The organism is Saccharopolyspora erythraea NRRL 2338 (genome assembly GCF_000062885.1).
In the GTDB taxonomy this organism is placed as follows: domain Bacteria; phylum Actinomycetota; class Actinomycetes; order Mycobacteriales; family Pseudonocardiaceae; genus Saccharopolyspora_D; species Saccharopolyspora_D erythraea.
The window spans coordinates 1,038,663-1,061,363 of the sequence record NC_009142.1; the positions used below are offsets into that span (position 1 = coordinate 1,038,663).

General features: G+C 71.9%; 20 protein-coding genes. 8 read left to right on the top strand and 12 right to left on the bottom strand.

Annotated features, from left to right (window positions below):
• Positions 1–6: 6 nt before the first annotated feature.
• Complete coding sequence (locus tag SACE_RS04535) at positions 7–876, top strand: DeoR/GlpR family DNA-binding transcription regulator (RefSeq protein ID WP_009951037.1); 870 nt, start codon at positions 7–9, stop codon at positions 874–876.
• A complete protein-coding gene (gene xylB, locus SACE_RS04540; protein ID WP_009951036.1) occupies positions 873–2,306 on the top strand; it encodes a xylulokinase in 1,434 nt (477 codons plus the stop codon). The genes SACE_RS04535 and xylB overlap by 4 nt, the downstream gene beginning before the upstream one ends.
• Before the next feature lie 502 nt (positions 2,307–2,808).
• Here xylB and SACE_RS04545 read toward each other — a convergent pair.
• Together SACE_RS04545 and SACE_RS04550 are read right to left on the bottom strand one after the other, a co-directional pair.
• Entirely contained in the window at positions 2,809–4,203 is a 1,395-nt protein-coding gene (locus SACE_RS04545) for a class II fumarate hydratase (RefSeq protein ID WP_009951035.1), read from the bottom strand.
• Positions 4,204–4,388: 185 nt separating this feature from the next.
• On the bottom strand, positions 4,389–5,120 hold the full coding sequence (locus SACE_RS04550; protein ID WP_009951034.1) for a S1 family peptidase: 732 nt from the start codon (positions 5,118–5,120) through the stop codon (positions 4,389–4,391).
• 248 nt (positions 5,121–5,368) lie between these two features.
• Here SACE_RS04550 and SACE_RS04555 point away from each other — a divergent pair, with 248 nt between their 5' ends.
• Positions 5,369–6,352 carry an NAD(P)/FAD-dependent oxidoreductase gene (locus SACE_RS04555; RefSeq protein ID WP_009951032.1) on the top strand — a complete coding sequence of 328 codons (984 nt, stop codon included), beginning with the start codon at positions 5,369–5,371 and terminating at the stop codon, positions 6,350–6,352.
• A gap of 163 nt (positions 6,353–6,515) precedes the next feature.
• Here SACE_RS04555 and SACE_RS04560 read toward each other — a convergent pair whose 3' ends face one another.
• From SACE_RS04560 to SACE_RS04585, 6 genes are all read right to left on the bottom strand, one after another.
• A complete protein-coding gene (locus tag SACE_RS04560; RefSeq protein ID WP_011873213.1) occupies positions 6,516–7,262 on the bottom strand; it encodes a S1 family peptidase in 747 nt (248 codons plus the stop codon).
• Between the two features lie 246 nt (positions 7,263–7,508).
• Complete coding sequence (gene glpX / locus SACE_RS04565; protein WP_011873214.1) at positions 7,509–8,555, bottom strand: class II fructose-bisphosphatase; 1,047 nt, start codon at positions 8,553–8,555, stop codon at positions 7,509–7,511.
• A gap of 471 nt (positions 8,556–9,026) precedes the next feature.
• Complete coding sequence (locus tag SACE_RS04570) at positions 9,027–9,242, bottom strand: exodeoxyribonuclease VII small subunit (protein ID WP_372491252.1); 216 nt, start codon at positions 9,240–9,242, stop codon at positions 9,027–9,029.
• Between the two features lie 35 nt (positions 9,243–9,277).
• Complete coding sequence (locus SACE_RS04575; RefSeq protein WP_009951028.1) at positions 9,278–9,733, bottom strand: hypothetical protein; 456 nt, start codon at positions 9,731–9,733, stop codon at positions 9,278–9,280.
• Positions 9,730–10,905: an exodeoxyribonuclease VII large subunit gene (gene xseA / locus SACE_RS04580; protein WP_009951027.1), complete on the bottom strand. Its 1,176-nt coding sequence runs from the start codon at positions 10,903–10,905 to the stop codon at positions 9,730–9,732. Before xseA ends, SACE_RS04575 begins: the two co-directional genes overlap by 4 nt.
• A gap of 266 nt (positions 10,906–11,171) precedes the next feature.
• Positions 11,172–11,636, bottom strand: coding sequence for a lipid droplet-associated protein (locus tag SACE_RS04585; RefSeq protein ID WP_011873216.1), 465 nt, complete (start codon positions 11,634–11,636; stop codon positions 11,172–11,174).
• Between the two features lie 141 nt (positions 11,637–11,777).
• On the opposite strand from SACE_RS04585, the gene SACE_RS04590 reads away from it, so the two are divergent.
• Positions 11,778–12,806: a 4-hydroxy-3-methylbut-2-enyl diphosphate reductase gene (locus tag SACE_RS04590; RefSeq protein ID WP_009951023.1), complete on the top strand. Its 1,029-nt coding sequence runs from the start codon at positions 11,778–11,780 to the stop codon at positions 12,804–12,806.
• Positions 12,807–13,120: 314 nt separating this feature from the next.
• Here the strand turns inward: SACE_RS04590 and SACE_RS35730 are convergent, their stop codons facing one another.
• A complete protein-coding gene (locus SACE_RS35730; RefSeq protein WP_331386497.1) occupies positions 13,121–14,143 on the bottom strand; it encodes a DUF6542 domain-containing protein in 1,023 nt (340 codons plus the stop codon).
• Between the two features lie 184 nt (positions 14,144–14,327).
• On the opposite strand from SACE_RS35730, the gene SACE_RS04600 reads away from it, so the two are divergent.
• The 4 genes from SACE_RS04600 (at position 14,328) to SACE_RS04615 (ending at position 21,165) form a co-directional block, all read left to right on the top strand.
• Positions 14,328–15,914, top strand: a complete 1,587-nt coding sequence (locus SACE_RS04600) for a sugar ABC transporter ATP-binding protein (protein ID WP_009950687.1) — start codon at positions 14,328–14,330, stop codon at positions 15,912–15,914.
• Complete coding sequence (locus SACE_RS04605) at positions 15,911–16,975, top strand: ABC transporter permease (protein WP_009950686.1); 1,065 nt, start codon at positions 15,911–15,913, stop codon at positions 16,973–16,975. Before SACE_RS04600 ends, SACE_RS04605 begins: the two co-directional genes overlap by 4 nt.
• Positions 16,976–17,008: 33 nt before the next feature.
• Positions 17,009–18,013, top strand: coding sequence for a substrate-binding domain-containing protein (locus SACE_RS04610; RefSeq protein ID WP_011873218.1), 1,005 nt, complete (start codon positions 17,009–17,011; stop codon positions 18,011–18,013).
• Positions 18,014–18,669: 656 nt separating this feature from the next.
• Positions 18,670–21,165 carry a glycoside hydrolase family 172 protein gene (locus SACE_RS04615; protein WP_009950683.1) on the top strand — a complete coding sequence of 832 codons (2,496 nt, stop codon included), beginning with the start codon at positions 18,670–18,672 and terminating at the stop codon, positions 21,163–21,165.
• A gap of 122 nt (positions 21,166–21,287) precedes the next feature.
• On the opposite strand, the gene SACE_RS37415 is transcribed toward SACE_RS04615, so the two are convergent.
• Genes SACE_RS37415 through SACE_RS04625 form a run of 3 tightly spaced genes read right to left on the bottom strand, consistent with a single transcriptional unit; the run spans position 21,288 to position 22,640 of the window.
• Positions 21,288–21,431 (bottom strand): hypothetical protein, encoded by a 144-nt coding sequence (locus SACE_RS37415; protein ID WP_009950682.1) that lies wholly within the window; start codon positions 21,429–21,431, stop codon positions 21,288–21,290.
• Positions 21,401–21,634: a hypothetical protein gene (locus SACE_RS04620; RefSeq protein WP_231850032.1), complete on the bottom strand. Its 234-nt coding sequence runs from the start codon at positions 21,632–21,634 to the stop codon at positions 21,401–21,403. Before SACE_RS04620 ends, SACE_RS37415 begins: the two co-directional genes overlap by 31 nt.
• 10 nt (positions 21,635–21,644) lie before the next feature.
• On the bottom strand, positions 21,645–22,640 hold the full coding sequence (locus SACE_RS04625) for a LacI family DNA-binding transcriptional regulator (protein WP_009950679.1): 996 nt from the start codon (positions 22,638–22,640) through the stop codon (positions 21,645–21,647).
• Positions 22,641–22,701 lie beyond the last annotated feature (61 nt).

Genomic DNA, 22,701 nt, shown 5'->3' on the forward strand with positions numbered 1-22,701 from the left:
GCGGCGATGTCCAACGCGCGACCGACCGAGGCGGTGGTGGAGCAGCGCAGGCAGGACGTCCTGAACTACGTCATCGACCGCGGCGAGGCGCGCATCGGCGACCTCGCGAGCGTGTTCGGGGTCAGCCTGATGACCATGCACCGCGACCTCGACGACCTCGCCGGACGGCGGATGCTGCGCAAGAAGCGCGGGCTGGTGGAGGCTTTCCCGCCGCAGACGATGGAGACCGCCACCCGCTTCCGCGCAGGTCTGCACACGGCCGAGAAGGAGGCGATCTCGGCCGCCGCGGCGGCCCGCGTCCGGCCCGGGGCCTCGGTGCTGCTCGACGACTCGAGCACGTTGTTCCCGCTGGCCAGGATGCTCGGCGAGGTCGAGGAGCTGACGGCGGTCACCAACTCGGTGACCATCGCCAGGATCCTGTCCCTGGCCGGGCGGGAGGTCGTGCTCGCCGGAGGCCGCTACCGCGCGGAGTTCGACTCGTGCACCGGTCCGGACGTGCTGCGCTCGCTGTCGCGGTTGCGCACCGACATCGCCTTCATGTCGGTCACCACGATCGCGCGGGGCCGGATGTACCACCCGATCCAGGACTACGCCGAGATCAAGCACGTGATGCACGAGTCAGCCGAGCGCACGTTCCTGCTGGCCGACCACTCCAAGTTCGGCAAGACCGCCACCTACGCCCACGGTGACGCCGCGATCTTCGACGTGGTGATCACCGACGACGCCACCCCGCAGCACGAGCTCGACGCGATCCGCGACCTCGGCACCGACGTCGAGGTCGTGTCCCCGAACGACCCGGTAGGTCACATGCGAATCACACCCGAGTCCGAAGAATGGGCCACCGCGGTCTATGCCCGCCGTGGAGGTGCCGAATGAGCCGCCTGGTGGCGGGCATCGACTCGTCGACGCAGTCCACCAAGGTCGTCGTGTGCGACGCCGAGACCGGGGCGGTGGTGCGGCAGGGACGTGCGCCGCACCCCGAGGGCACCGTCGCCGACCCCGAGGTGTGGTGGGCGGCGCTGTCGCGGATCGGACTGCTCGACGACGTCGGGGCGGTCGGCGTCGCGGCGCAGCAGCACGGGCTCGTCGCGCTCGACGAGGACCGCCAGGTCGTGCGGCCCGCGCTGCTGTGGAACGACACCCGCTCGGCCCCCGCCGCGACCGACCTCATCTCGGAGCTGGGCGGTCCCGGCGCGTGGGCCGAAGCCGTCGGCACGGTCCCGGTCGCCAGCCTCACCGTCACCAAGCTGCGGTGGATGGCCGAGAACGAGCCGGAGCTCGCCGACCGGGTCAGCGACGTCCTGCTGCCGCACGACTGGCTCACCTCGCGGCTGACCGGCGGGGAACCGGTGACCGACCGCGGGGACGCTTCGGGCACCGGCTACTGGTCGCCGCGCGAAGGCCGCTACCGCGAGGACATCCTGGCGATGGCGTTCGGCGGCCGGACTCCCCGCACACCACGGGTGCTCGGGCCCGCCGAACCCGCGGGCACGACGCTGGACGGCACGCTGGTCTCCGCCGGGACCGGCGACAACATGGGCGCCGCGCTGGGACTCGGCCTGCGCACCGGCGACGTGGTGGTGTCCCTGGGCACCAGCGGGACCGTCTTCGCCGCCGCCCCGCGCGGCAGCGCCGACCCGACCGGCACCATCGCCGGGTTCGCCGATGCCACCGGAGGGTTCCTCCCGCTGGTGTGCACGCTCAACGCGGCACGGGTGATCACCTCGACCGCGGCCATGCTCGGCGCGGACCCCGCCGAGTTCGACCGCCTGGCCGGTGCGGCGCCCGCGGGCGCGGGCGGCCTGACGCTGCTGCCCTACCTCGACGGCGAACGCACGCCCAACCTGCCCGACGCCAGCGGCACCCTGGTCGGTCTGCGCCGCGACAACATGACACCGGAGAACCTCGCGCGGGCGGCGGTGGAGGGCATGCTCTGCGGGCTGGCCGCCGGACTCGACGCGCTGCGGGCGGCCGACATCGAGGTGCGCAGGGTTCTGCTCATCGGCGGAGCTGCGCAGTCGAAGGCGGTGCGCGTGGCGGCGCCGACGGTGTTCGGCGTGCCGGTCGTGGTACCCGAACCCGCGGAGTACGTCGCCGTCGGCGCGGCGCGCCAGGCGGCGTGGGCGCTGGCGGGCGGCGCGGAGCCACCGGCGTGGCACCTGCCGGGATCGGTGTCCGGGTGGGGCAGCGCGCCGGCGGAGCCGGACGGCGTGGCAGCGGCGGAGCCGGATGCCGCCGACGCGGCGACGGGGGAGGAGATCAGGCAGCGCCACCGCGCGGCACTGGAGCAGATGCACGGGGGCTAGGGGTCTGCCGTTCCCATACGGCAGGTCGCGAGAGCGCGTGGTTCGGGCAGGCCACGCCGCAAGTGGAGCGCGGCCCGGCGGCGGGGGTCTTCGAGCTGCGATGCCGATCATCGAAGGTCCCGCGCGCTCCCGAGCCGAGCCCTCGTTGCTGGCTCGGGCCGGGGCCGTCGGACCCGAGGCGCTTGGCGCCGGGCCGCCTCTTCCAAGCCGGGCGATGTCGCTGCCGATCGCCGAAGGTGCCGAGGCGCCGGGCCGCGCTGCCGATCGCCGAAGGTGCCGCGCCGCCGGACAGCCCCGCGCTGCCGAGTCGAGCCATCGCTGCTGAGCTGGACCAAGCCGCCGTCTCCGCGCCGTTGGCGCTGGCCGCCGCCGAGCGTCGTCGCTGCCGCGCCGCCGGACGAGCCGCTGTCTCCACGCCGCCGACCCCGCGCCGCCGACCCCGCGCCGCTGGCGCTGGGCCGTGGGCGCCTTGCCTCGGCGGGCACCCACGGCCGTCGCCGGATCAGTCCGCCTTGGCCATGCCGAGCACGTCGAGGGCGGTCTCCAGCTCCTCCATCGTCAGCTTGCCCGCGTCGACGTGACCGCGTTCCAGCACGACCTCGCGGATGGTCTTGCGCTCCTTGAGGGCCTGCTTGGCGATCGAGGCGGCCTCCTCGTAGCCGATGTAGCGGTTGAGCGGGGTGACGATCGAGGGCGAGCCCTCCGCGTACTCGCGGGCGCGCTCGACGTTGGCCTGCACCCCCTCGAAGACCTTGTTCGCCAGCAGCCGGGAAACCGCCGCCAGCAGCCGGGCCGACTCCAGCACGTTGCGCGCGATCACCGGCAGGTTGACGTTGAGCTGGAAGTTGCCCTGCGCGCCCGCGAAGGCGACCGCGGCGTCGTTGCCGATCACCTGCGCCACCACCTGCAGCGTCGCCTCCGGGATGACCGGGTTGACCTTGCCGGGCATGATCGACGAGCCAGGCTGCAGGTCGGGCAGGGCCAGCTCGGCCAGCCCGGTGCGCGGGCCCGATCCCAGCCAGCGCAGGTCGTTGGCGATCTTGTTCAGGCTGACGGCCACCGCGCGCAGGTTGCCGGAGGTCTCCACGACCGAGTCCTGGCTGGCCTGCGCCTCGAAGTGGTCGCGGGCCTCGGTCAGCGGCAGGCCGGTGACCCTCGCCAGCTCCCGGGACACCTCGGCGCCGAACCCGTCGGGCGCGTTGAGCCCGGAACCGACCGCGGTGCCGCCGATGGGCAGCTCGCCGAGCCTGCCGAGCCCGGCCTGCAGCCGCTCGACGCCGAAGCGCACCTGCGAGGCCCACGCGCCGGCCTCCTGGGCCAGCGTGATCGGCACCGCGTCCATCAGGTGCGTCCGCCCCGACTTGACCACGCCGGTCCACTCCGACGCGCGGCGCTCGATCACCGCGGCCAGGTGCTCCAACGCCGGGATCACGTCGGTGAGCACCGCCTCGGTGGCGGCGACGTGGATCGTGGTCGGGAACGTGTCGTTGGACGACTGCGAGGCGTTGACGTGGTCGTTGGGGTGCACGTCGCGGCCGAGCCCGCGACTGGCCAGGGTCGCGATGACCTCGTTGGCGTTCATGTTCGACGACGTGCCGGAACCGGTCTGGAACACGTCGATCGGGAAGTGCTCGTCGTGCCTGCCCTCGGCGACCTCGTCGGCGGCGGCGGCGATGGCCTCGGCCAGGTCGGGGTCGAGCACGCCGAGCCTGCCGTTGACCCGCGCCGCGGCCGCCTTCAGCAGCCCGAGCGCGCGGATCTGGGAGCGTTCCAGGCCCCGGCCGGAGATCGGGAAGTTCTCGACGGCGCGCTGGGTCTGGGCCCGGTACAGGGCGTCGGCGGGGACCCGCACCTCGCCCATGGTGTCGTGTTCGATCCGGTAGTCCTGTTCAGCCATGGCGAAAGTGTGCCCCTGATCCGGCCGGCCGGTCAGTATGGGGGACCCCACTCGGGGCACGGCGACCGGCTTCTTGAGCGATCAACGTGCGGCATCTCTCGGGCTCGCGTCCGGGCTGCACCCCCCGGAAAGCAGAAGACGCCGGCCCGCGCCCCGGACCGGCGTCTTCTGCTTGCCTCGAGAGGTCAGACTCCCGCGACGTCGTTGATCCAGCCGCGGTAGGCGGTGGCGTCGGTGTAGATCGACGGCGCCGTGCCGCAAACCGGGACCAGGCTGCCGAGCCTGCTGGTGACGCCGGTCAGGCGCCAGTTGCCCGGCGTGCCCTCGAGCTGCGGGCCACCGGAGTCGCCGAAGCAGGCGTTGGTCAGCGGCCGCGAGCTGCCGGTGCAGATCTCGGTGCCCTCGTCCACCGCGCTCAGCGAGCACTGGCCGTCGTCGACGACCTTGGTGTCGAGCTCCTGCAACTGCACGGGCGGCGCACCGCAGCCGCGGACCGGGCAGGTCACGCCCCAGCCGATGATCCGGGACTCCGTGCCGACCGGGCCGGACGCCTCGGCGATCTCGACCGGCTCCTGCGACACCGCGTGGTCGAGCTTGAGCAGCGCGATGTCACCGTTGGGGTTCTTGGTCTCGTAGTCGGGGTGCACCACAACCGCGGTCACACCGGCCTGCTCACCGCCGGCGGTGTGGTCCGGGCTGCCGATGCGCAGGCCCAGGTCCGCCGGAGTGGCGTCCTGGACGCAGTGCGCGGCGGTCAGCACCCACTCCTCGTCGATCAGCGAGGCGCCGCAGCTGTGCTGCCCCTGGCGCTGCAGCGAGGCCATCCATCCGTAGGGCTCGGTGGCGTCGTGGCCACCGACGATCAGGGTGCCCGGCCCCTCCTGCGGCGCGGGTGCGGCGTTGGCGGTCGCCGGCAATGCCCCGATTCCCATTGCCAGTGCCGCCAAAGCACCGAGCACCAGTGAAGATTTGCTCACGGCTCTCCTCTCCCGCTCAAAGACCCGTTCTGCCGAAGCTAGGTGCGGGGTTACCGGCCAGGTACCGCCAACTGCCGGGCGCAGTTGCGCAACACGGCGGAGCAACGTCGGCATTTCGCGCGCTATGGGCGGGTCTGCCGGGTCTAGCCTGGGAAGCATCCGCACGGTGGCGAGCGAATGGGGTGGGCATGACCCCGGTTCCAGGCGAAGTCGATCTGCTCGTGGTCGGGGCCGGCCCGACCGGACTGTTCGCGGCGTACTACGCCGGTTTCCGCGGGATGTCGGTGGCCGTGGTCGACGCGCTGCCGGAGCCGGGCGGCCAGGTGACCGCGATGTACCCGGAGAAGATGATCTACGACGTCGCCGGGTTCCCGGAGGTCCGCGGCCGCGACCTGGTCGACGCGCTGGTGCGGCAGGCGGCCCAGTACGACCCCGTCTACCTGCTGGGACGCCACGCCGAGAAGCTGTCCGAAGTGGAGGGCGGCCTGCTGGTCGACGTCGGCGAGCGCGAGTCGGTCAGGGCGGGGGCGGTGCTGGTCACGGCGGGGATCGGCGAGTTCACCCCGCGCCCGCTGCCGGCCGCCGACGACTGGCTGGGCCGCGGCGTCGTGCACTTCATCCCCGAGCTGGGCGCCCACAGTGGACAGGACGTGGTGGTCGTCGGCGGCGGTGACTCGGCCTTCGACTGGGCGCTGGCCCTGCACCCGGTCGCGCGCAGCGTGACGCTGGTGCACCGCAGGGCGCGGTTCCGCGCGCACGCCGGCCTGGTCGACAAGGTGAGGGGGCTGGGCGTCCCGCTGATCACCGACGCCGAGGTCGCCGAGATCAGGGGCGACGACGCGGGCCCGCACGAGGTCGAGCTCGCGCTGGCAGGCGACCGGCGCCAGGTGCTGCCCGCGCAGGCCGTGGTCGCCGCGCTGGGATTCACCGCCGATCTGGGACCCATCGAGTCCTGGGGGCTCGAACTCGAAAAGCGCACGATTCGGGTGGACAGCACGATGCGCACGAGTCGGGAACGCGTGTACGCCGCGGGCGACGTCGCCGCCTATCCGGGAAAGGTGAAACTGATAGCGACCGGATTCGGGGAAGCGGCCACCGCCGTCAACAACATCGCGGTCGCGCTCAACCCCGAAGCCCACCTGTTCCCCGGGCATTCCTCGAACATGGGGTGAGGCCGCGGGCGGCAATGCCGGACGGGGTTTCCGGCGCATTCGCCCACGGCCTCTGTCAGCCGATCCGGTGGCGATTGCTCGCGAAAGCGTGGGGTTTGGGGAGTTCCGCGAGAATTCGCCGCGACCCGGGTTGTTCGGGGTTCACCCCGGGCGGTGGGCCGGATCAGCCGCCGGTGTTCTGGTTGATCCAGTCGGTGAAGGCGACCACGTCGGTGTAGATCGACGGACCGGTGGCGCAGGTCGGGTTGTTGTTGCCCGCGCGGCTGGTGGCGCCGATCAGCTCCCAGTTGCCCGAGGTGCCCTTGATCTGCGGGCCGCCGGAGTCGCCGTAGCAGGCGCCGGAGTTGCCGCCCGGGTTCGCGGTGCAGATCTCGGTCGGGCCGTCGATGCTGGTGCAGTCGCCGTCGTCGACGATGGAGGTGTCGAGCTCCTGCAGCATGGTCGGGGCCTCGCCGCAGCCCTGCTCAGGGCAGGTCTGGCCCCAGCCGATGATACGGGTCTCGGTGCCCGGGGCGCCGGACTCCGCGGCGATCTTGATCGGGGCGGCCTGCACGGCGTGGTCGAGCTGCAGCAGCGCGATGTCACCGGAGTCGTGGGTCACGACGTTGGTCACGCCTGCCTCTTCGCCGCCGGTGGTGTTGTCGTTGCTGCCGATGCGCAGGCTGAAGTCCGACGGGCTGCCGCCCTGCACGCAGTGGGCCGCGGTGACCGCCCAGTCGGGCTTGATCAGCGACGCGCCGCAGCCGTGGCTGCCGCCGATCTGCAGCGAGGCCATGAACGAGTACTCCTCGGTGGCGTCGTGGCCACCGATGATGCGCACACCCGCGTCGTCCGCGGACGCAACCGCTGGGAGGCTGATCGCGCTGCTGACGGCAGCGAGCACCCCGATAAGAACGGAACGCTTTCGCATATCCGTGGAGTCCTTCCGTGAACCCCGGCGCCGGTCGCCGGATGGCCACAGACCGTATGCGGCATTCCACGAAAGGTGTACCCACTTAGGGAGTAAGTGCGTCGCGTCCAAGGAACGGGGTGCTTAGCCGTCCACGAACTCCGGATGGCCGGAAAACCCTCGATTTCCTGCGGTTTCACCCGAAACCCGAATTGGCGGGTTTCGGGTGAAACTGTGAAACGCGGGAAAAACTGCCGGGCCGCGAAATCAGGGCAGCAGGCCGTGCCGGGAGGTCTCGCCCTCCTTGCCGAAGTCCACGTTCGCGTACTCGCGGAGCTTGGAAAGGCGGTGCGAGCCGTCGATCATGCGGACGGTGCCGGACTTGGAGCGCATGACGATCGACTGGGTGCTGCACCGGTTGGCGCGGTAGTGCACGCCCTTGAGCAGCGCGCCGTCGGTGATGCCGGTGGCGCAGAAGAACACGTTGTCGCCGCGCACCAGGTCGGAGGTGCTCAGCACGCGTTCGACGTCGTGGCCGGCGTCGGCGACCTTGCGCCGTTCGTCGTCGTCCTTGGGCCACAGGCGGGTCTGGATCTCGCCGCCGAGGCACTTGAGCGCGCAGGCGGTGATGATGCCCTCGGGTGTGCCGCCGATGCCCATCAGCATGTCGACGCCGCTGTCCGGGCGGGCGGCCGCGATGGCGCCCGCGACGTCGCCGTCGGAGATGAACTGGATGCGGGCGCCGGCCTCGCGGACCTCCTTGACCAGCTGCTCGTGGCGGGGGCGGTCCAGGATGCAGACGGTGACGTCGGAGACGTCGATGTGCTTGGCCTTGGCGACCCGGCGGATGTTCTCGGCGGTGGGGGCGGAGAGGTCGATCACGCCGGCGGCCTCGGGGCCGACGGCCAGCTTCTCCATGTAGAACACCGCGGAGGGGTCGAACATCGCGCCGCGTTCGGAGACCGCCAGCACGGCCAGCGCGTTGGGCATGCCCTTGCTCAGCAGGGTGGTGCCGTCGATCGGGTCGACCGCGACGTCGCAGTCCGGGCCCTCGCCGTTGCCGACCTCCTCGCCGTTGAACAGCATGGGGGCCTCGTCCTTCTCGCCCTCGCCGATCACGACGACGCCGCGCATCGAGACGGTGCCGATCAGCTTGCGCATGGCGTCCACGGCGGCGCCGTCACCGGAGTTCTTGTCGCCCCGGCCGACCCAGCGACCGGCGGCCATCGCAGCGGCCTCGGTGACCCGTACCAGTTCCATCGCCAGGTTGCGGTCCGGGGCCTCGTTGCGGCTTTCGGTGGTGGACGTGCTCATCGCGCCTCCCGGTGGTGAGCGGGTTCCTTCAGGTTCCACGGCCCGCGGGCGCGGTTCGCGGTGTGACGTGCGCCGCGCGCAGGCTCATTGCGACAGATCTTCCCAGATCGGAGGGGCCCCAGCGGGCTCACGTGGGGCAGCCCACTACGCCCCCGGTGAGGAGCGTCCCCGAGCGCGCGCGGCGTCGCAGCAGGTCGCGGGGCCTGGCGGCTGGAGGCGGGACGGATCTGGCAGAGCATGCGTGACCGGATGTGCGTGTGTTGCGGGCGCGACGACGCGTGCGCGCAAGCGATGGCTCTGCGCCCGACCGCGTCGGCTATCTCCAGGGTGCTACTCAAAGCCGCCGACGGCAGCGTGCCCGGTCACTGATGCCCCGCCTCGCGGGCGCGCCGCTCTCAGCCCGCATCGCTTTCGCCGCCCGGCGCGAGGTGCGCCGGCCCGCGGCGCTTCCGCCGTGGCCGCGCCGCGCTGCTACTCGTCCTCGACCGCCGCCAGGGCGCGTTCCACGCGCTCGCGCGCGCCCGCCAGGTGGCGCTCGCACACCGCGGCCAGCGCCTCGCCGCGCTCCCACAGCGCGAGCGAGTCCTCCAGCGAGAGGCCACCGGCCTCGAGCTGCTTGACCACCTCGGCCAGCGCGTCCCTGGCCTCCTCGTAGCCCATCTCGGCGACCTCGGGGTGCGCGGCCACCGGGTCGAAGTGCTCGTCCTTCGCGTCGTTCTCGCTCACGGGGTGGGACTCTCCAGCCTGCTCTGCACCGACACCACCGCGGTGGCGATCGCCTGGTCGTAGCCGACGAACGCCTCGGCGAACTCGGCACCGTCGCCTTCGCGCACCGCGTCGTTGATGCGCAACTGCGCCTCCGCGACCCTACGTCGCAGCGCCGACCCGTGCCCGAGCCACCACCGCTGACCGACGTAGCCGGTCGTCGCCTCGGCCAGCGCGCTCAGCCGCGCGGGCAGCGACTTGCGCTCGGCCGAGTCGCAGCCGCCCAGCAGGGCCGCCCAGCAGCCCGCCGCCGCCGAGTCGGCCTCCTCGGCCCGCCGCCACACCTCACCGGCGGGCTCGCGCCGCCCGAGGTCGGCCTGCTCGGTGGCCGCCGACCGGGCCACGCCCACGGTCAACGGGAGGAACGTGGGCTCCTGCTTCGGGTGCACCAGCTCCTCCGTCCTCGCCGTCATTCGTCTACGACCGCGTACACCGCCCCGTCAACGACCCTGACCCGGAGCCTGGTTCCCGGTCCTGCCTCGTCGACCGACCTGAGCACGCCGTCCACCCCGTCCGGATCGACGAGCTGCACGATCGCGTACCCGCGAGCAAGAGTGGCCGCAGGTCCGAGGGTCGTCAAGCGTGATCGAACTCCCTCCACCCGGTGCTGTTCGGTGGTCAGCACCGAGGTCATAGCCCGCCTCGCCCGGTCGCGCAGCCCGCTTACCTGCTCGGACCTGCGGTCGAGCGGCCCGATCGGATCGGCCAGGACCGGTCTGCTGCGCAGCGCGTCGAGCAGTCTGCGCTCGCGGTCCACCCATCCGTGCAACGCGCGACGCGCCCGGTCGCGAAGCTGGTGGATGCGCTGGGTCTCCTCGGCGACGTCCGGTACGACCCGTTTGCCCGCTCCGGTGGGCGTCGAGCAGCGGACGTCGGCGACGTGGTCGAGCAGCGGCGAGTCCGGCTCGTGCCCGATCGCGCTGACCACCGGCGTGCGGCACGCCGACACCGCCCGGCACAGCGCCTCGTCGGAGAACGGCAGGAGGTCCTCGACGCTGCCGCCGCCGCGGGCCAGCACGATCACGTCGACCTCCGGCACCCGGTCCAGCTCGCCGAGGGCCTCGAGGATCTGCGGCACCGCCGTGGAGCCCTGCACCGCCACGTTGCGGATCTCGAACCGGACGGCCGGCCAGCGCAACCGGGCGTTGGTCAGGACGTCGTGCTCCGCGGCCGAGGCGCGCCCGGTGATCAGGCCGACCTTGTTCGGCAGGAACGGCAGCGGGCGCTTGCGCGCGGGGTCGAACAGCCCTTCGGCCTTCAGCAGCTGGCGCAGCCGCTCGATGCGGGCCAGCAGCTCACCGATGCCGACCGCGCGGATCTCGTCGACCCGCAGGCTCAGCGTGCCGCGCCCGACGAAGAAGGTCGGTTTGCCGTGCACCACGACCCGGCTGCCGTCGGTCAGCGGCGGCTCCATGTTGCGCAGCAGCGCCGACGAGCACGTCAGCGTGAGCGACACGTCGGCCGACGGGTCGCGCAGCGTCAGGAACGCCGTGGCCGCACCGGGGCGCGCGGAGATCTGGGTGATCTGGCCCTCGACCCAGATCGAGCCGAGCCGGTTGATCCAGTCGGCGATCTTGCGGGCCACCGTGCGTACGGGCCACGGCTCTTCGGGGCTGGTCGGGGAGGACAGGTCCGCTCCTCTTCGGTCGTGCGGTCGTTGGCGGCGCCGGGCTCGGGCCCCGCCGGCGGCTGCGGGGCCGGCGACGTCCGAGCGTATTCGCCCTGGCCGACAGCCCGCGCGGCTGACGCCCGGCGGGTCCGGCCGCCCGCCGGACTCACGCGACCCCCGGGCTGCTAGTCCCGTCATCCGCCCAGCGCTCGGGTTGCGCTCCTGGTGCCCAGCTCGCCCGGCTACTGGCTGCGCACGCGCTCCAGCCGGTTGGCGAGCATGCGCACGAACTCCGGGCGGTTCTCGTGGGCCTGCTCGTGCTCCAGCAGCTCGGCCAGCTCCGCCTCGGTGTAGGAGCGCAGGCGCCCCCGCAGCTGCGGCAGGCTCATCCGGTCGTAGTCGGCCAGCAGCGACGTCTCCTCCTCCGGCGCGGCCGTCGACGGACGCTGCGGCGCGGCGGGCTCCTCGTCCTCGTCGAAGGTCACCCAGGCGGGCTGCTCCTCGTAGGTGCGCAGGCCCGCGAGAGCCTCGTCACCCTTGATGGCCAGCTCGGTGATCTGCTGCTGGACCCGCATCGACACCTGCAGCGCCTGGCTCACGACGGTCACCGGCAGCCCGAGCAGGGTGGCCGGAAGCTGGCGGGTCTGCTCGACGGCGGTGGCCGCGAGCCCGGCGGCGACCCGCACCGGCAGGGGGAACGATCGCATGGCCACAGCCTGCCGCATGCGCACCCGGGAAGCCACGACTAGTCCGTACGAGCGAACGGTGCGGACCGCGGCGGACACCGTCCGGTGATCCCGCCGACGGCGAGGCTGACCCGATCCGGGAGGGTCCGTACCCTGGATGGCATGACGACCTCGCCCCAGGCCGCCGACCACGCTGACCAGGACCGCCCCGGCGCGGCGTCGAACAAGCGGGTGCTGCTTGCCAAGCCCCGCGGTTACTGCGCCGGCGTCGACCGCGCCGTCATCACCGTCGAGAAGGCCCTGGAGACCTACGGCCCTCCGGTGTACGTGCGCAAGGAGATCGTGCACAACAAGCACGTCGTGGAGACCCTCCGCGAACGTGGCGTGATCTTCGTCGAGGAGACCGACGAGGTGCCCGAGGGCGCCCTCGTGGTGTTCTCCGCGCACGGCGTCTCGCCCGCGGTGCACGAAGAGGCCGAGCGCCGCAGCCTGCGGACCATCGACGCGACCTGCCCGCTGGTGACCAAGGTCCACAAGGAGGTCAACCGGTTCGCCAGGGAGGACTACGACATCCTGCTGATCGGCCACGAGGGCCACGAGGAGGTCGAGGGAACCTCCGGTGAGGCCCCGGACCGGGTGCAGCTGGTCGACAAGCCGGAGGACGTCGACAAGGTCACTGTCCGCGACCCCTCCAAGGTGGTGTGGCTGTCGCAGACCACGCTGAGCGTGGACGAGACGATGGAGCGGGTCGACCAGCTCAAGGGCCGGTTCCCCGACCTGCAGGCGCCGCCGAGCGACGACATCTGCTACGCCACCTCCAACCGCCAGGTCGCGGTCAAGGCGATGGCTTCCGAGTGCGACCTGGTGCTGGTGGTCGGCTCGCAGAACTCGTCGAACTCCAAGCGGCTGGTCGAGGTGGCCCTGCAGGCGGGCGCCACCGACTCGCACCTGATCGACTACGCCGAGCAGATCGACGAGTCCTGGCTGGACGGCGTCACCACGGTGGGCGTCACCAGCGGTGCCTCGGTGCCGGACGTGCTGGTCATGCAGGTCCTCGACTTCCTGGCCGAGCGCGGCTGGGGCGATGTCGAGGAGGTCACCACGGCCAACGAGAAGATCGCCTTCGCGCTGCCGCCGGAACTGCGCAAGGACCTGCGCGACAACCCGAACGGCCCGAAGGGCGTGCGCTGACCCGTCTCCGCCTGGGCCGCGGCGCCCGGTAGGGCTGCGGAACCTCTGCCGTCAAGCTTCCGCCGGTGGACGCCGCGTCGACCCGCTCGCACGCTCAGGCGACGCCATGGCGTTCCGGCAGGCACCGCCGAGACGAAGCACGCCGACGGCGACGCCATGGCGGAAGGCGTCGGCACCGAACGGGTCCTGTGACCCCGCGATGACGAACAGGCCCGTGGCTCCAACCGGAGCCACGGGCCTGTTGCGTGCGTGTTGTGCGACCGGACGCCGCCGTCAGTCCCTCCGCCACCCGCGGCGGGACCGACGGCCCCGGCCTACTCGAACGAGTCGTCGCGCCGCGGCCTGCGCGGCCGGCGCGGCGGCTCCGCCTTCGGCTCCGGCGGCCGCCCGCGCCCCGGCGCGGGCCGCTGCGCGCCCCGCCCAGGCGGCACCGCGCGCCCCTCGCGCTCCGCCCGCGGGTCGCCCGCGCGTCCGCGCGGGTCCGCGCCCCGCGCTCCGCGCCCGGGCGCCTGCCCGCGCGCCCGCGGGTCGCCGTCGCGCGCCGGGCGTCCCGCCCCGCGCTCGTCGCCGCGCTTCGCCGCGCCGCGGCGCGGGTCTCGCTCCGGGGGGCGCTTCGCGCCGCCTTCCGGCGGGCGCTTGGCTTCGCGCTCGGCCATCTTCGCCGAGCCCGCCGCGAGCTTCGCGTCGCGCCGGGCGTCCCTGCGCGCGTCGCGGTCGGCGGACCGCTTCGCGCGGCCTTCCGCGGCCTGCTTGCGGGTCGGGGTGTCGCCGTCCTCGGGCGGCAGCTTGGGCAGCGGTCGCCGCTTGGTGGCCGCTTCGGCGTTGGCGTGCGGCGAGCGCTGTAGCACGTACATCCGCAGCAGACCGATCACGACCGCGAGCGCGGTGGTCGCGGCCATCACCGGGAAGCTGCCGATCAGCGGGTTGACCACGGCCAGCGCCTTGGCGGCCAGCCCGCCGTCCTTGGGCGTGCCGCTGCCGGTGAGCAGCACCAGCACGGGCATGACCATCGCCAGCACCAGCGGCGGCTGCACCATCGGGCCGAACATGTTGGCACGTTTGATGAACGCGACCGCCAGCATCGAGCCGACGAAGAAGCATGCCTTGAACAGCAGCCCCGGCTGCGACCAGATCAGGATGTCGAGCAGGGTGCCCACCGCGGTGGGCACTGCTGCCAGCAGCAATGCACCCCAAAGTGGTACGCCCCTGGTGGTGCCGAAAGCCGAGAGTTCCGACCAGGAAGGCGCGCCGTTGTCGGGGGCAGGTGCGTCCGGGCGCTCGCGGGTGGCGGTCACAGGTACTAACCGTAACGGTCCAGTACCCGGGATCGGAGACACTGTCGGCGAACTTGCTCATGAACCGGTTCGGTTCCTGCCGTTGTGACCGGTATGTGATGTCCGTGCAGCCGAATGGCTGCCCGTTCACCAGGCCCAGCGTGTGAGTCTTGACACAGGACCCACCTGCATCTTAGCGTCCGGGCAATCGTTTTCTCATGCGCATGCCACCGCGACTGGGGGTCGTATGAGCACAGCAGCGGCGCTGGTCGAGATGACCGGGATCACCAAGCGCTACGGGGGCGTGGTGGCCTGCGACGGCGTGGACCTCACCGTCCGCGCCGGGGAGGTGCACGCGCTGCTCGGTGAGAACGGGGCGGGCAAGTCGACGCTCATGCGGGTGCTCTCCGGCGACATCGCCGACTACGAGGGTTCGGTGGCGATCGAGGGCCGCCAGGTGCGCTTCGGCAAGCCCGCCGATGCCCAGCAGGCCGGCATCGCGATGATCCACCAGGAGCTCGACCTGGTGCCCGCGCTCTCGGTGGCCGAGAACCTCTACCTCGGCCGGGAGCTGCGCAACCGGTTCGGCGGTGTCGACCGGCGCCGGATGGCCGCCCGCACCCGCGAACTGCTCAAGCGCACCGGCATCGACCTCGACCCCGCCCGCGCCGTCGGTGAGCTGCGGGTCGGCGAGCAGCAGCTGGTCACCATCGCGAGGGCGCTGCTGCTCGACGCCAAGGTCCTGATCATGGACGAGCCGACGTCGGCGCTGTCCAACACCGAGGTCGAGCGGCTGTTCGCGGTGATCGGCGAGCTGCGCCGCCGCGGCACCGGCGTCGTCTACATCTCGCACCGCATGGACGAGATCGGCCAGATCGCCGACCGGGCGACCGTGCTGCGCAACGGCCGGTGGGTCGCCGAGTTCGACGCCAGGCGGGTCACCGCCGAACAGGCCGCCGAGGCGATGGTCGGCCGCGAGGTGCAGACCATGTTCCGCACCGGGAAGACCGAGATCGGTGACGAGCTGCTGACGCTGTCGGGCTTCGCGGTCCGCCCGCGCAGGCCCCGCGTGGGCAGGCGGGAGCCGGACGGCATCGACCTGACCGTGCGCGCCGGCGAGATCGTCGGTTTATGCGGTCTGCTGGGCTCCGGGCGCACCGAGCTGCTGGAGACGCTGTTCGGCGCGGGTTCGCCGGGGACCTGGGAAGGCACGGTGACGCTGGGCGGACGCACGGTGCGGCCGAGGGGGCCGCGCCAGGCGCTGCGCGAGGGCATCGCCTTCGTCCCCGAGGACCGCCGCGCGGCCGGGCTGGTCCTCGGGCACTCGGTGATGGCCAACACCGTGCTCTCGGTGGTGGACCGGCTCGGCGTCGGCGGGCTGGTGCGCCGCCGCTCCGAGGTGAGCACGACCCAGGAGAGCGTCCGCAGGCTCAAGGTCAAGCTCGGCAGGATCCTCGACCCGGTCGGCACTCTTTCGGGTGGCAACCAGCAGAAGGTCGTCTTCGGCCGGATGCTGCTGACCGAGCCGCGGCTGCTGCTGCTCGACGACCCGACGCGCGGCGTGGACATCGGCGCGAAGGCCGAGATCTACCAGCTGCTCAGCGACATCGCCGCGCAGGGCATCGGGGTGCTGCTGGCCTCGTCCGAGCTGCCCGAGCTGGTCGGTGTGTGCAGCCGGGTCGTCGTGCTGCGCGGCGGGCGCAGTGTGGCCGAGTTCCGGACCGCCGAGACGGGTGAAGCCGAATTGTTGGCCGCCGCGATGGGCGAGAGGGTTTCCGCCGGCGGTGGTGACGCGGCGGGGACCGGCCCCGTCGCGGGGGGAGGTGCGCGGTGACCGACCGGACCGACGAGCGGGCCCCGACTCCGGCCACGCAACCCGGCGGCGGGCCGCCCGCCGCGCCGCCGCGGTCCTCGCGCGCGGGGACCGTCGAGACGCTGTTCCGATTCCAGAGCTTCTTCGGGCTGCTCGCGGTGTTCGTGGCCGCGGTGGTCTTCTCGCCGCGCAAGGACGGCGAGATCCTGTTCCTGTCCAGCGACAACCTGTTCAACATCATCCGCGCGGTCTCGGAGATCGGGATCATCGGCATCGGGCTGACCTTCGTCATCCTGATCGGCGGCATCGACCTGTCGGTGGGCTCGGTGCTCGGGCTCGCCGCGGTCGGCTCGGCCGTGCTGATGATCAACAGCGACTTCGGGGTGCTGTCGACGGTCTCGATCGTGCTGCTGGCGGGTGTCGTGTTCGGCCTCCTGCAGGGCACCGCGGTCTCCCTGCTCGGCGTGCAGGCGTTCATCGTGACGCTGGCCGGCCTGCAGATAGCCCGCGGTCTCGCGCGCATGTGGTCTGGCGGCGAGACGGTGCAGATCTCCTACGGCGACGGACCCGACCAGGCACCGATGGCGTTCTCGCTGCTCGGCGAGCGCACCTTCGGCGGTGTGGTGCCGATCCCGGCGCTGATCTTCGCCGCGGTCGCGGTCGCGGCGATCCTGTTCCTGCGCACCAGCGCCTACTCGCGCCACCTGTACGCGATCGGCGGCAACGAGAAGGCCGCGCGGCTCTCGGGTGTCCCGGTGAACCGGGTCAAGATCATCGCCTTCGGCATCGCCGGGTTCTGCGCGGCGCTGGCGGGCATCGTGCACGCGGGCCAGCTCAACGCGGGCAGCCCCAACGACGGCATCGCCTACGAGCTGGACGGGATCGCGGCGGTGGTGGTCGGCGGGACCAGCCTCGCCGGTGGCCGCGGGTCGGTGATCGGCACGATCGCCGGTGCGCTGCTGCTGGGCATCCTCAACAACATCCTGAGCCTCAACAGCGTCAACACCGACATGCAGTTGCTGATCAAGGGTCTGGTGATCGTCGCGGCTGCGGCATTGCAACGGTTGCGCCCCACGTCGTAGCCGCACAGCGGGAACCATCCGGGAGGAAGCACGATGCGCAAGACAACGAGGTCCTTGTTCGCGATGACGTGCGCTGCGGTGGCCATAGCCGCGGCCGGCTGCGGTACGACGAGTGAGAACACCGGCCAGGTCCAGCAGCAGGACCCGACGAAGGCGTGCAAGGGCCCGGACAGCAAGTACACGATCGGCATGAGCCAGGCCAACCTCGCCGAACCCTACCGGGTGCGGATGGACGAGGACATCCGCAAGGCCGCGGAGAAGGTCCCGCAGTTCGATGTGCAGTTCGCCGACGCGGCCAAGGACAACTCCAAGCAGGTCAGCGACGTCGAGAACTTCATGACCAAGAAGGTCGACCTGCTGATGATCTCGCCGAACGAGGCGGCGCCGCTGACCGACGTGGTGAAGAAGGCCTACAACGAGGGCATCCCGGTCGTTGTGCTCGACCGCAAGGTCGAGGGCGAGGCCTTCACCACCTACATCGGCGCGGACAACGTGCAGATCGGCAGGCAGGCCGGCGAGTACTTCAAGAACACGCTGCTGCCGCAGGGCGGCAAGATCGTCCAGCTCAAGGGGCTCTCCGGTTCCACGCCCGCAGCCGAGCGCGAGAAGGGCTTCATGGAGGGCATAGCCGGGTCGAAGATCGAGGTCGTCGACACCGCCGACGGCGAGTGGGAGCGCTCGGTCGGGCAGCAGAAGATGGACGCGCTGCTCAAGGCCCACCCCGACATCCAGGCGGTGTACGCGCAGAACGACCCGATGGCCGAGGGCGCGTGGCTGGCCGCCCAGGCCGCCGGGCGAAAGGACCTGAAGTTCGTCGGCATCGACGGCCTGCCCATCGAGTCGGGCGGCATCAAGGCCGTGGAGCAGGGCAGGCTGTCGGCCACCAACCTCTACCCGACCGGCGGCGAGGAGGCCGTCGAGGCGGCGCGCAAGCTGCTCATCGACTGCCAGCCGGTGCCGAAGGAGCAGACGCTGCCGACCGAACTGGTCACCAGGGAGAACGCGGCCCAGGTCTACACGCGGTTGAACCAGGGCTGACCGCATCGGGAACCGGTCCGGCCGAGGTGGCGGATCCCAGTTCTTCTCCGCTGAGTGTCACCCGATTGCCGGACGGTCACCCGGTCGACGCCCGGACACGCCTGGCTGAACCGGGCCGAGAACGCCCGGACGCGTGAAGCAGGAACCGGCACTCGCCGGTGCGGCCCGCTGGGGAGAATCCCGCGGGACGCACCGGCGAGTCCGCCTGAGCACGTCCCCCAGATCACGTTGGGACTACGGTTTTCATCCATTGTGGAGAAGCTAATTCCTTTGCGTCGGTTGACGATGCCGACCGCGTGACCGACCGTGAGTCCGATTTGCAATGAATGGCCGAATGCCACCTGGATGGGGGTTGTCCGGCGCTACTCCGCCCGGCAACCATTCTATCAGGTGAATGCGTCGCACCGTTTTCCGTTGCACCGACAGGTGTTCGGACTGCGGCGGCGGATCCCACTCATACCCTTTTGCACAAAGTCGAGTGATGTCTTGTTCCCGAGTCGAACCGGGAAGGCGAAGTCGAATCGCGCGCGTGACCGATGGAACCGGTACGGCACCGTCCGCAGAGGACGGTGCCGTGTGTGGGGAGGGCAAGCAGGATGAGAGACGGCTCGAGGGAAGCGAATTCGGCGTATCGCCGTCGCCCGAGCAGGTTCGGCGTGTACCTGGGAGTCGCGACGCTGGCGGCGGCCACCGTCGTGGCCGACGCCGGCCTGAGCCCCGAAGCGGCGTTCGCGCAGCGCAACGCGGCCGCGCGGGGCGCTGTCGGCTGGGACACCTACCGCGACGTCAACGGGCTGACGCAGCTCCGCGGGGGTGAGCAGAGCAGGCAGTTCTCCAGCTTCGCCCGGGACGGCAGCAACAACGACGGATTCCAGGGCACCTTCTCCTGCCTGCGCACCTGGCAGCGCGGTTGCGTGATCGCCGAGCACTCCGGGCCGGGCGAGATCTCCTCGATCTGGTTCACCCGGGAGCCCTGGGGCGACGTCACCGGCACCGGCAACATCGTCATCGAGCTCGACGGCAGGGTGGTGCTCGACCGGCCGCTGATCGACGTGGTCACCGGGCGGGTCGGCGGACCGTTCCAGTGGCCGCTGGTCGGCAACGCCGACGACGCCTCCGGCGGCGCGGTCATCAAGGTCCCGATGCCCTACCGGGAGTCGATGCGGGTGACCGTGCAGAACAACCCGTACTTCTACCACGTCAACACCCGCACCTTCCCCGACAGCAACGGTGTGCAGACGTTCAACCCCGCCGACGGCGCATCTGACGTCCTGCGCAGGCTGCGCGGCTTCGGCGTCGCCGACCCGAAGCCGTCGGCCCCGGGGGCGCGGCCCACCCGCCGCGACTTCGAACTCGCGCCCGGTGCGTCGGTGCGGGTCGCCGAGCTCAGCGGGCCCGCGCAGATCAACCAGCTCCGGGTGCGCCTGCCGCAGGTGCTGGCCAGCCCGCAGGTCGTCGACGACGGCATGGCCTACGGCCAGGGCGGCGGCAGCCGCTTCCGGATGGCGGTGCACCCGGGCAACCAGGGCATCCGGGTGATCCGGCGCTACGACCCGCAGATCGCCTACCAGGTCGCGCGCATGAACGTCGACGGCGTGCCCGCGGGGGAGTGGCGCAGCGGGGCGGCCGCGCCCGGCGCCTGGGGCGTGCAGATCATCGAGGTGCCGCCCGCGCTGACCGCGGGCAAGTCCTCGGTCGAGATCGCCAACCAGTTCCTGTCCTCCTCGCTGGACGTCAACGAGTTCCGCTACGACGTCCACAGCAAGGTGAACGGGGAGTGGGTGCGCACCGACGTGCTCGACCTCGGCCCGGCCCACCCGGGTGAGGAGGCCGCGCACGGGTACCGCATCGACAACCCGGTGTTCGCGCGGTCCAAGCTGGTCGGCCGCTACGGGTTCCCGCCCGACCAGGTCGCGGCGTCCGACGCGATGCTGGAGACGACGCGGGTGCGCATCACCTTCGACGGCAGGACCACTGTGGACGCCCCGATCGGCGAGTTCTTCGGCACCGGTCTCGGCGAGCACGACGTGCGGACCATGATGAGCTCGGTCGACCCCGGCCTCGACGGCTGGTACACCGCCTGGTGGCCGATGCCGTTCAGCCGGAACGCCACCGTCGAGATCGTCAACACCGGAGGAGCCGTGGTCAGGGGCGCGACCGCCGAGGTGGTCAGCGCGCCGATGGAGATCGGGACCAACACCGGCTACTTCCACGCCACGCACCGGCGGGCCCCCACGACCCCGGGCCAGGACTGGACGTTCGTCGACGCCAAGGGCGCGGGCACCTTCTACGGCGTCACGCACACCATGCGGGGGCTGATCCCGCCAGGGATGAGGAGCGCCGCGCGGCCGCTCTCGGTGGAGAACCAGGCAGCGGCCAACCAGCGCAACTACCTGGAGGGCGACGAGCGCTTCTACGTCAACGGGTCGTCGAGCCCGGCCTGGCACGGCACCGGCAGCGAGGACTACTACGAGGCCGGGTGGTACTTCCGCGACGGCACGACGTTCTCGATGCCGCTGGCGGGCAACCCGTCGCACGAGCTGAACGCCGACGGCTGCCGCTACGACTGCACCGGCGCCTACCGGCTGATGGTGCCCGACGCGGTGCCCTTCGCCGACGGGCTGCTGGCCGGCATCGAGCACGGGCCGCTCAACGACGAGCCGGGCGACTACAGCTCGGTGGCCTACTGGTACGGCGGCCACCCCGCCGAGCAGCGGCTCACCGACGAGGTCGACCTCGCAGACCCGGCCAGCCGCGACCGGCACGGCTACCGGGCGCAGGGCGAGGCTGTCGCGTCGCTGAACGCAACCTACGAGGGCGGGCGCAACCCGTCGCCGATGACCAGGGCAACCACGACCGCGACCGGCCCGATCAGCTTCGACGTGGCGGTCGACGCGAACGGCGAGGGCGTGCGGCTGCGGCGGCTCGGCGACCAGCAGAACGCCTACCAGGCCGTGGACGTGCGGATCGACGGCCAGCCCGCCGGGCGCTGGCTGCAGCCGCTGGGCAACCCGCACCACCGGTGGCTCGAGGACGAGTTCGACGTGGCGCCTGGCCTGACCGACGGCAAGCAGTCGGTGCGGGTGGAGCTGTTCCCGGTCCAGGGAGCACCCGCCTGGTCGGCCTCGAAGTATTCGGTCTACTCGCGCTAGGGGTGGCTGGATGAGCGCGTTGAAGGGGCGTCCCCGGCGCCGGGGGCGCCCCTTCGTCCACATCCACCGGGCCCGTTTCCGCACGTGCGCCCTGCTGCGGCGGGCGCGGTCCTTCGAGTTGGTCAGAGCAGGTCGGTGCGGCGGGCGAACGCGTCGCGGAGCAGCGCGCTGACCGCGTCCGGGCGCAGCGCCGCGGTGGTGGGGGAGACCTCGCGGACGTAGCGCCCGGAACCGGTCAGCAGCCCTTCGGGGTCGTCGAGCAGCACACCTTTGTGGAACACCAGCCGCGCGCCCCCGGCCGTCGCGGCGACGCGCACACCCAGTGGGGCCAGTCGCCGTCGACGGCGAAGGTCAGCCGGCCCCACTTCACCGCGTGCTCCACGCGCGAGTCGGTGCCCAGGACGAGCGCCGCCAGCGCTCGCACCTGGGCACGCGTCTCCTCGTCGAGCCCGTCGAGCCACTCCCGCATCGCCACGGCGTCAGCTCCGGGAGCTGCTACCCCGCGTGACTAGGTGCGCCGACAGGGTGGTGGTCGAGGCGTCGGTGCGGTCGCCGCCGATGCGGCTGAGCAGCAGCTGCGCCCCCACGGCACCCATGTCGTAGGCGGGCTGGGAGACGACGGTCAGCGGCGGGTCGAGCAGCGTCGCCCACGGAGCGTCGTCGAAGGCCACCACGCCGACGTCGCGGCCGGCTCGCAGGCCGAGCTCGGCCATCGTCTCCAGCACGCCGACCGCCATGGCGTTGTTGGCCACCAGCACCGCTTCCGGCCGCGGGTCCTGGGTGAGCAGCGACCGCGCCGCCTCCTTCGCGCCCGCGGCCTTGAACTCGCAGCGCCGGACCAGGTCGTCGGAGACGGTCCGGCCCGCCTCGCGCAGGCCGTCCTGGTAGCCGGCGAGGCGGTCGTCGGCGGTGAGCACACCGGTGGGGCCGGTGATGCAGGCGATGTCGCGGTAGCCCTGCGCGCTGAGATGCAGCGCGGCATCCCGGGCCGCGTCGCGGCTGTCCACCAGGACCGTGTCGCCGAAGGAGTTCGGCAGCGGCCGGTCCAGCGCCACCACCGGCGTCCCGTGCGTGCGGAGCAGGTCGGCGCTGTCGCCCGCGCCGGCCGGGGACAGCAGCACCCCGGCCACCCGCTCCTGCAGCGCGACGTCGATGTACTCGCGCTCCTTGTCCGGTTCGTCATCGGAGTTGCACAGCACGACCGAGTACCCCGCGGAGTGCGCCACGTCCTCCACACCGCGCGAGATCGCGGTGAAGAAGGGGTTCTCCACGTCGGAGATGATCAGCGCCAGCACCGCTGTCTCCTGCTTGCGCAGGTTGCGGGCCGGGCCGTTGGGCCGGTAGCCCAGTTCGTCGGCCGCCGCCAGCACCCGGGCGGCCAGTTCCGGATCGACCGTGCTCTTGCCGTTGAGCGCCCGGGACACGGTCGCGGTGGAGACCCCCGCGCGGGTCGCCACGTCACTGATCGTCGCCACCGTTCCTCCCGTTGTCCTCTTCCCGCGTGATCACCGGGCGTCAGCCTTGACAGCCCGTGTT

Coding starts and splice junctions, on each gene's coding strand:
- glpX (WP_011873214.1), bottom strand. CDS start 8,555: ATGAGCACGTCCACCACCGAAAGCCGCAACGAGGCCCCGGACCGCAAC.
- SACE_RS04555 (WP_009951032.1), top strand. CDS start 5,369: ATGACCCCGGTTCCAGGCGAAGTCGATCTGCTCGTGGTCGGGGCCGGC.
- SACE_RS04620 (WP_231850032.1), bottom strand. CDS start 21,634: ATGCGGGAGTGGCTCGACGGGCTCGACGAGGAGACGCGTGCCCAGGTG.
- SACE_RS04610 (WP_011873218.1), top strand. CDS start 17,009: ATGCGCAAGACAACGAGGTCCTTGTTCGCGATGACGTGCGCTGCGGTG.
- SACE_RS04590 (WP_009951023.1), top strand. CDS start 11,778: ATGACGACCTCGCCCCAGGCCGCCGACCACGCTGACCAGGACCGCCCC.
- SACE_RS04585 (WP_011873216.1), bottom strand. CDS start 11,636: ATGCGATCGTTCCCCCTGCCGGTGCGGGTCGCCGCCGGGCTCGCGGCC.
- xylB (WP_009951036.1), top strand. CDS start 873: ATGAGCCGCCTGGTGGCGGGCATCGACTCGTCGACGCAGTCCACCAAG.
- SACE_RS04545 (WP_009951035.1), bottom strand. CDS start 4,203: ATGGCTGAACAGGACTACCGGATCGAACACGACACCATGGGCGAGGTG.
- SACE_RS04560 (WP_011873213.1), bottom strand. CDS start 7,262: ATGCGAAAGCGTTCCGTTCTTATCGGGGTGCTCGCTGCCGTCAGCAGC.
- SACE_RS04535 (WP_009951037.1), top strand. CDS start 7: ATGTCCAACGCGCGACCGACCGAGGCGGTGGTGGAGCAGCGCAGGCAG.
- SACE_RS04600 (WP_009950687.1), top strand. CDS start 14,328: ATGAGCACAGCAGCGGCGCTGGTCGAGATGACCGGGATCACCAAGCGC.
- SACE_RS04575 (WP_009951028.1), bottom strand. CDS start 9,733: ATGACGGCGAGGACGGAGGAGCTGGTGCACCCGAAGCAGGAGCCCACG.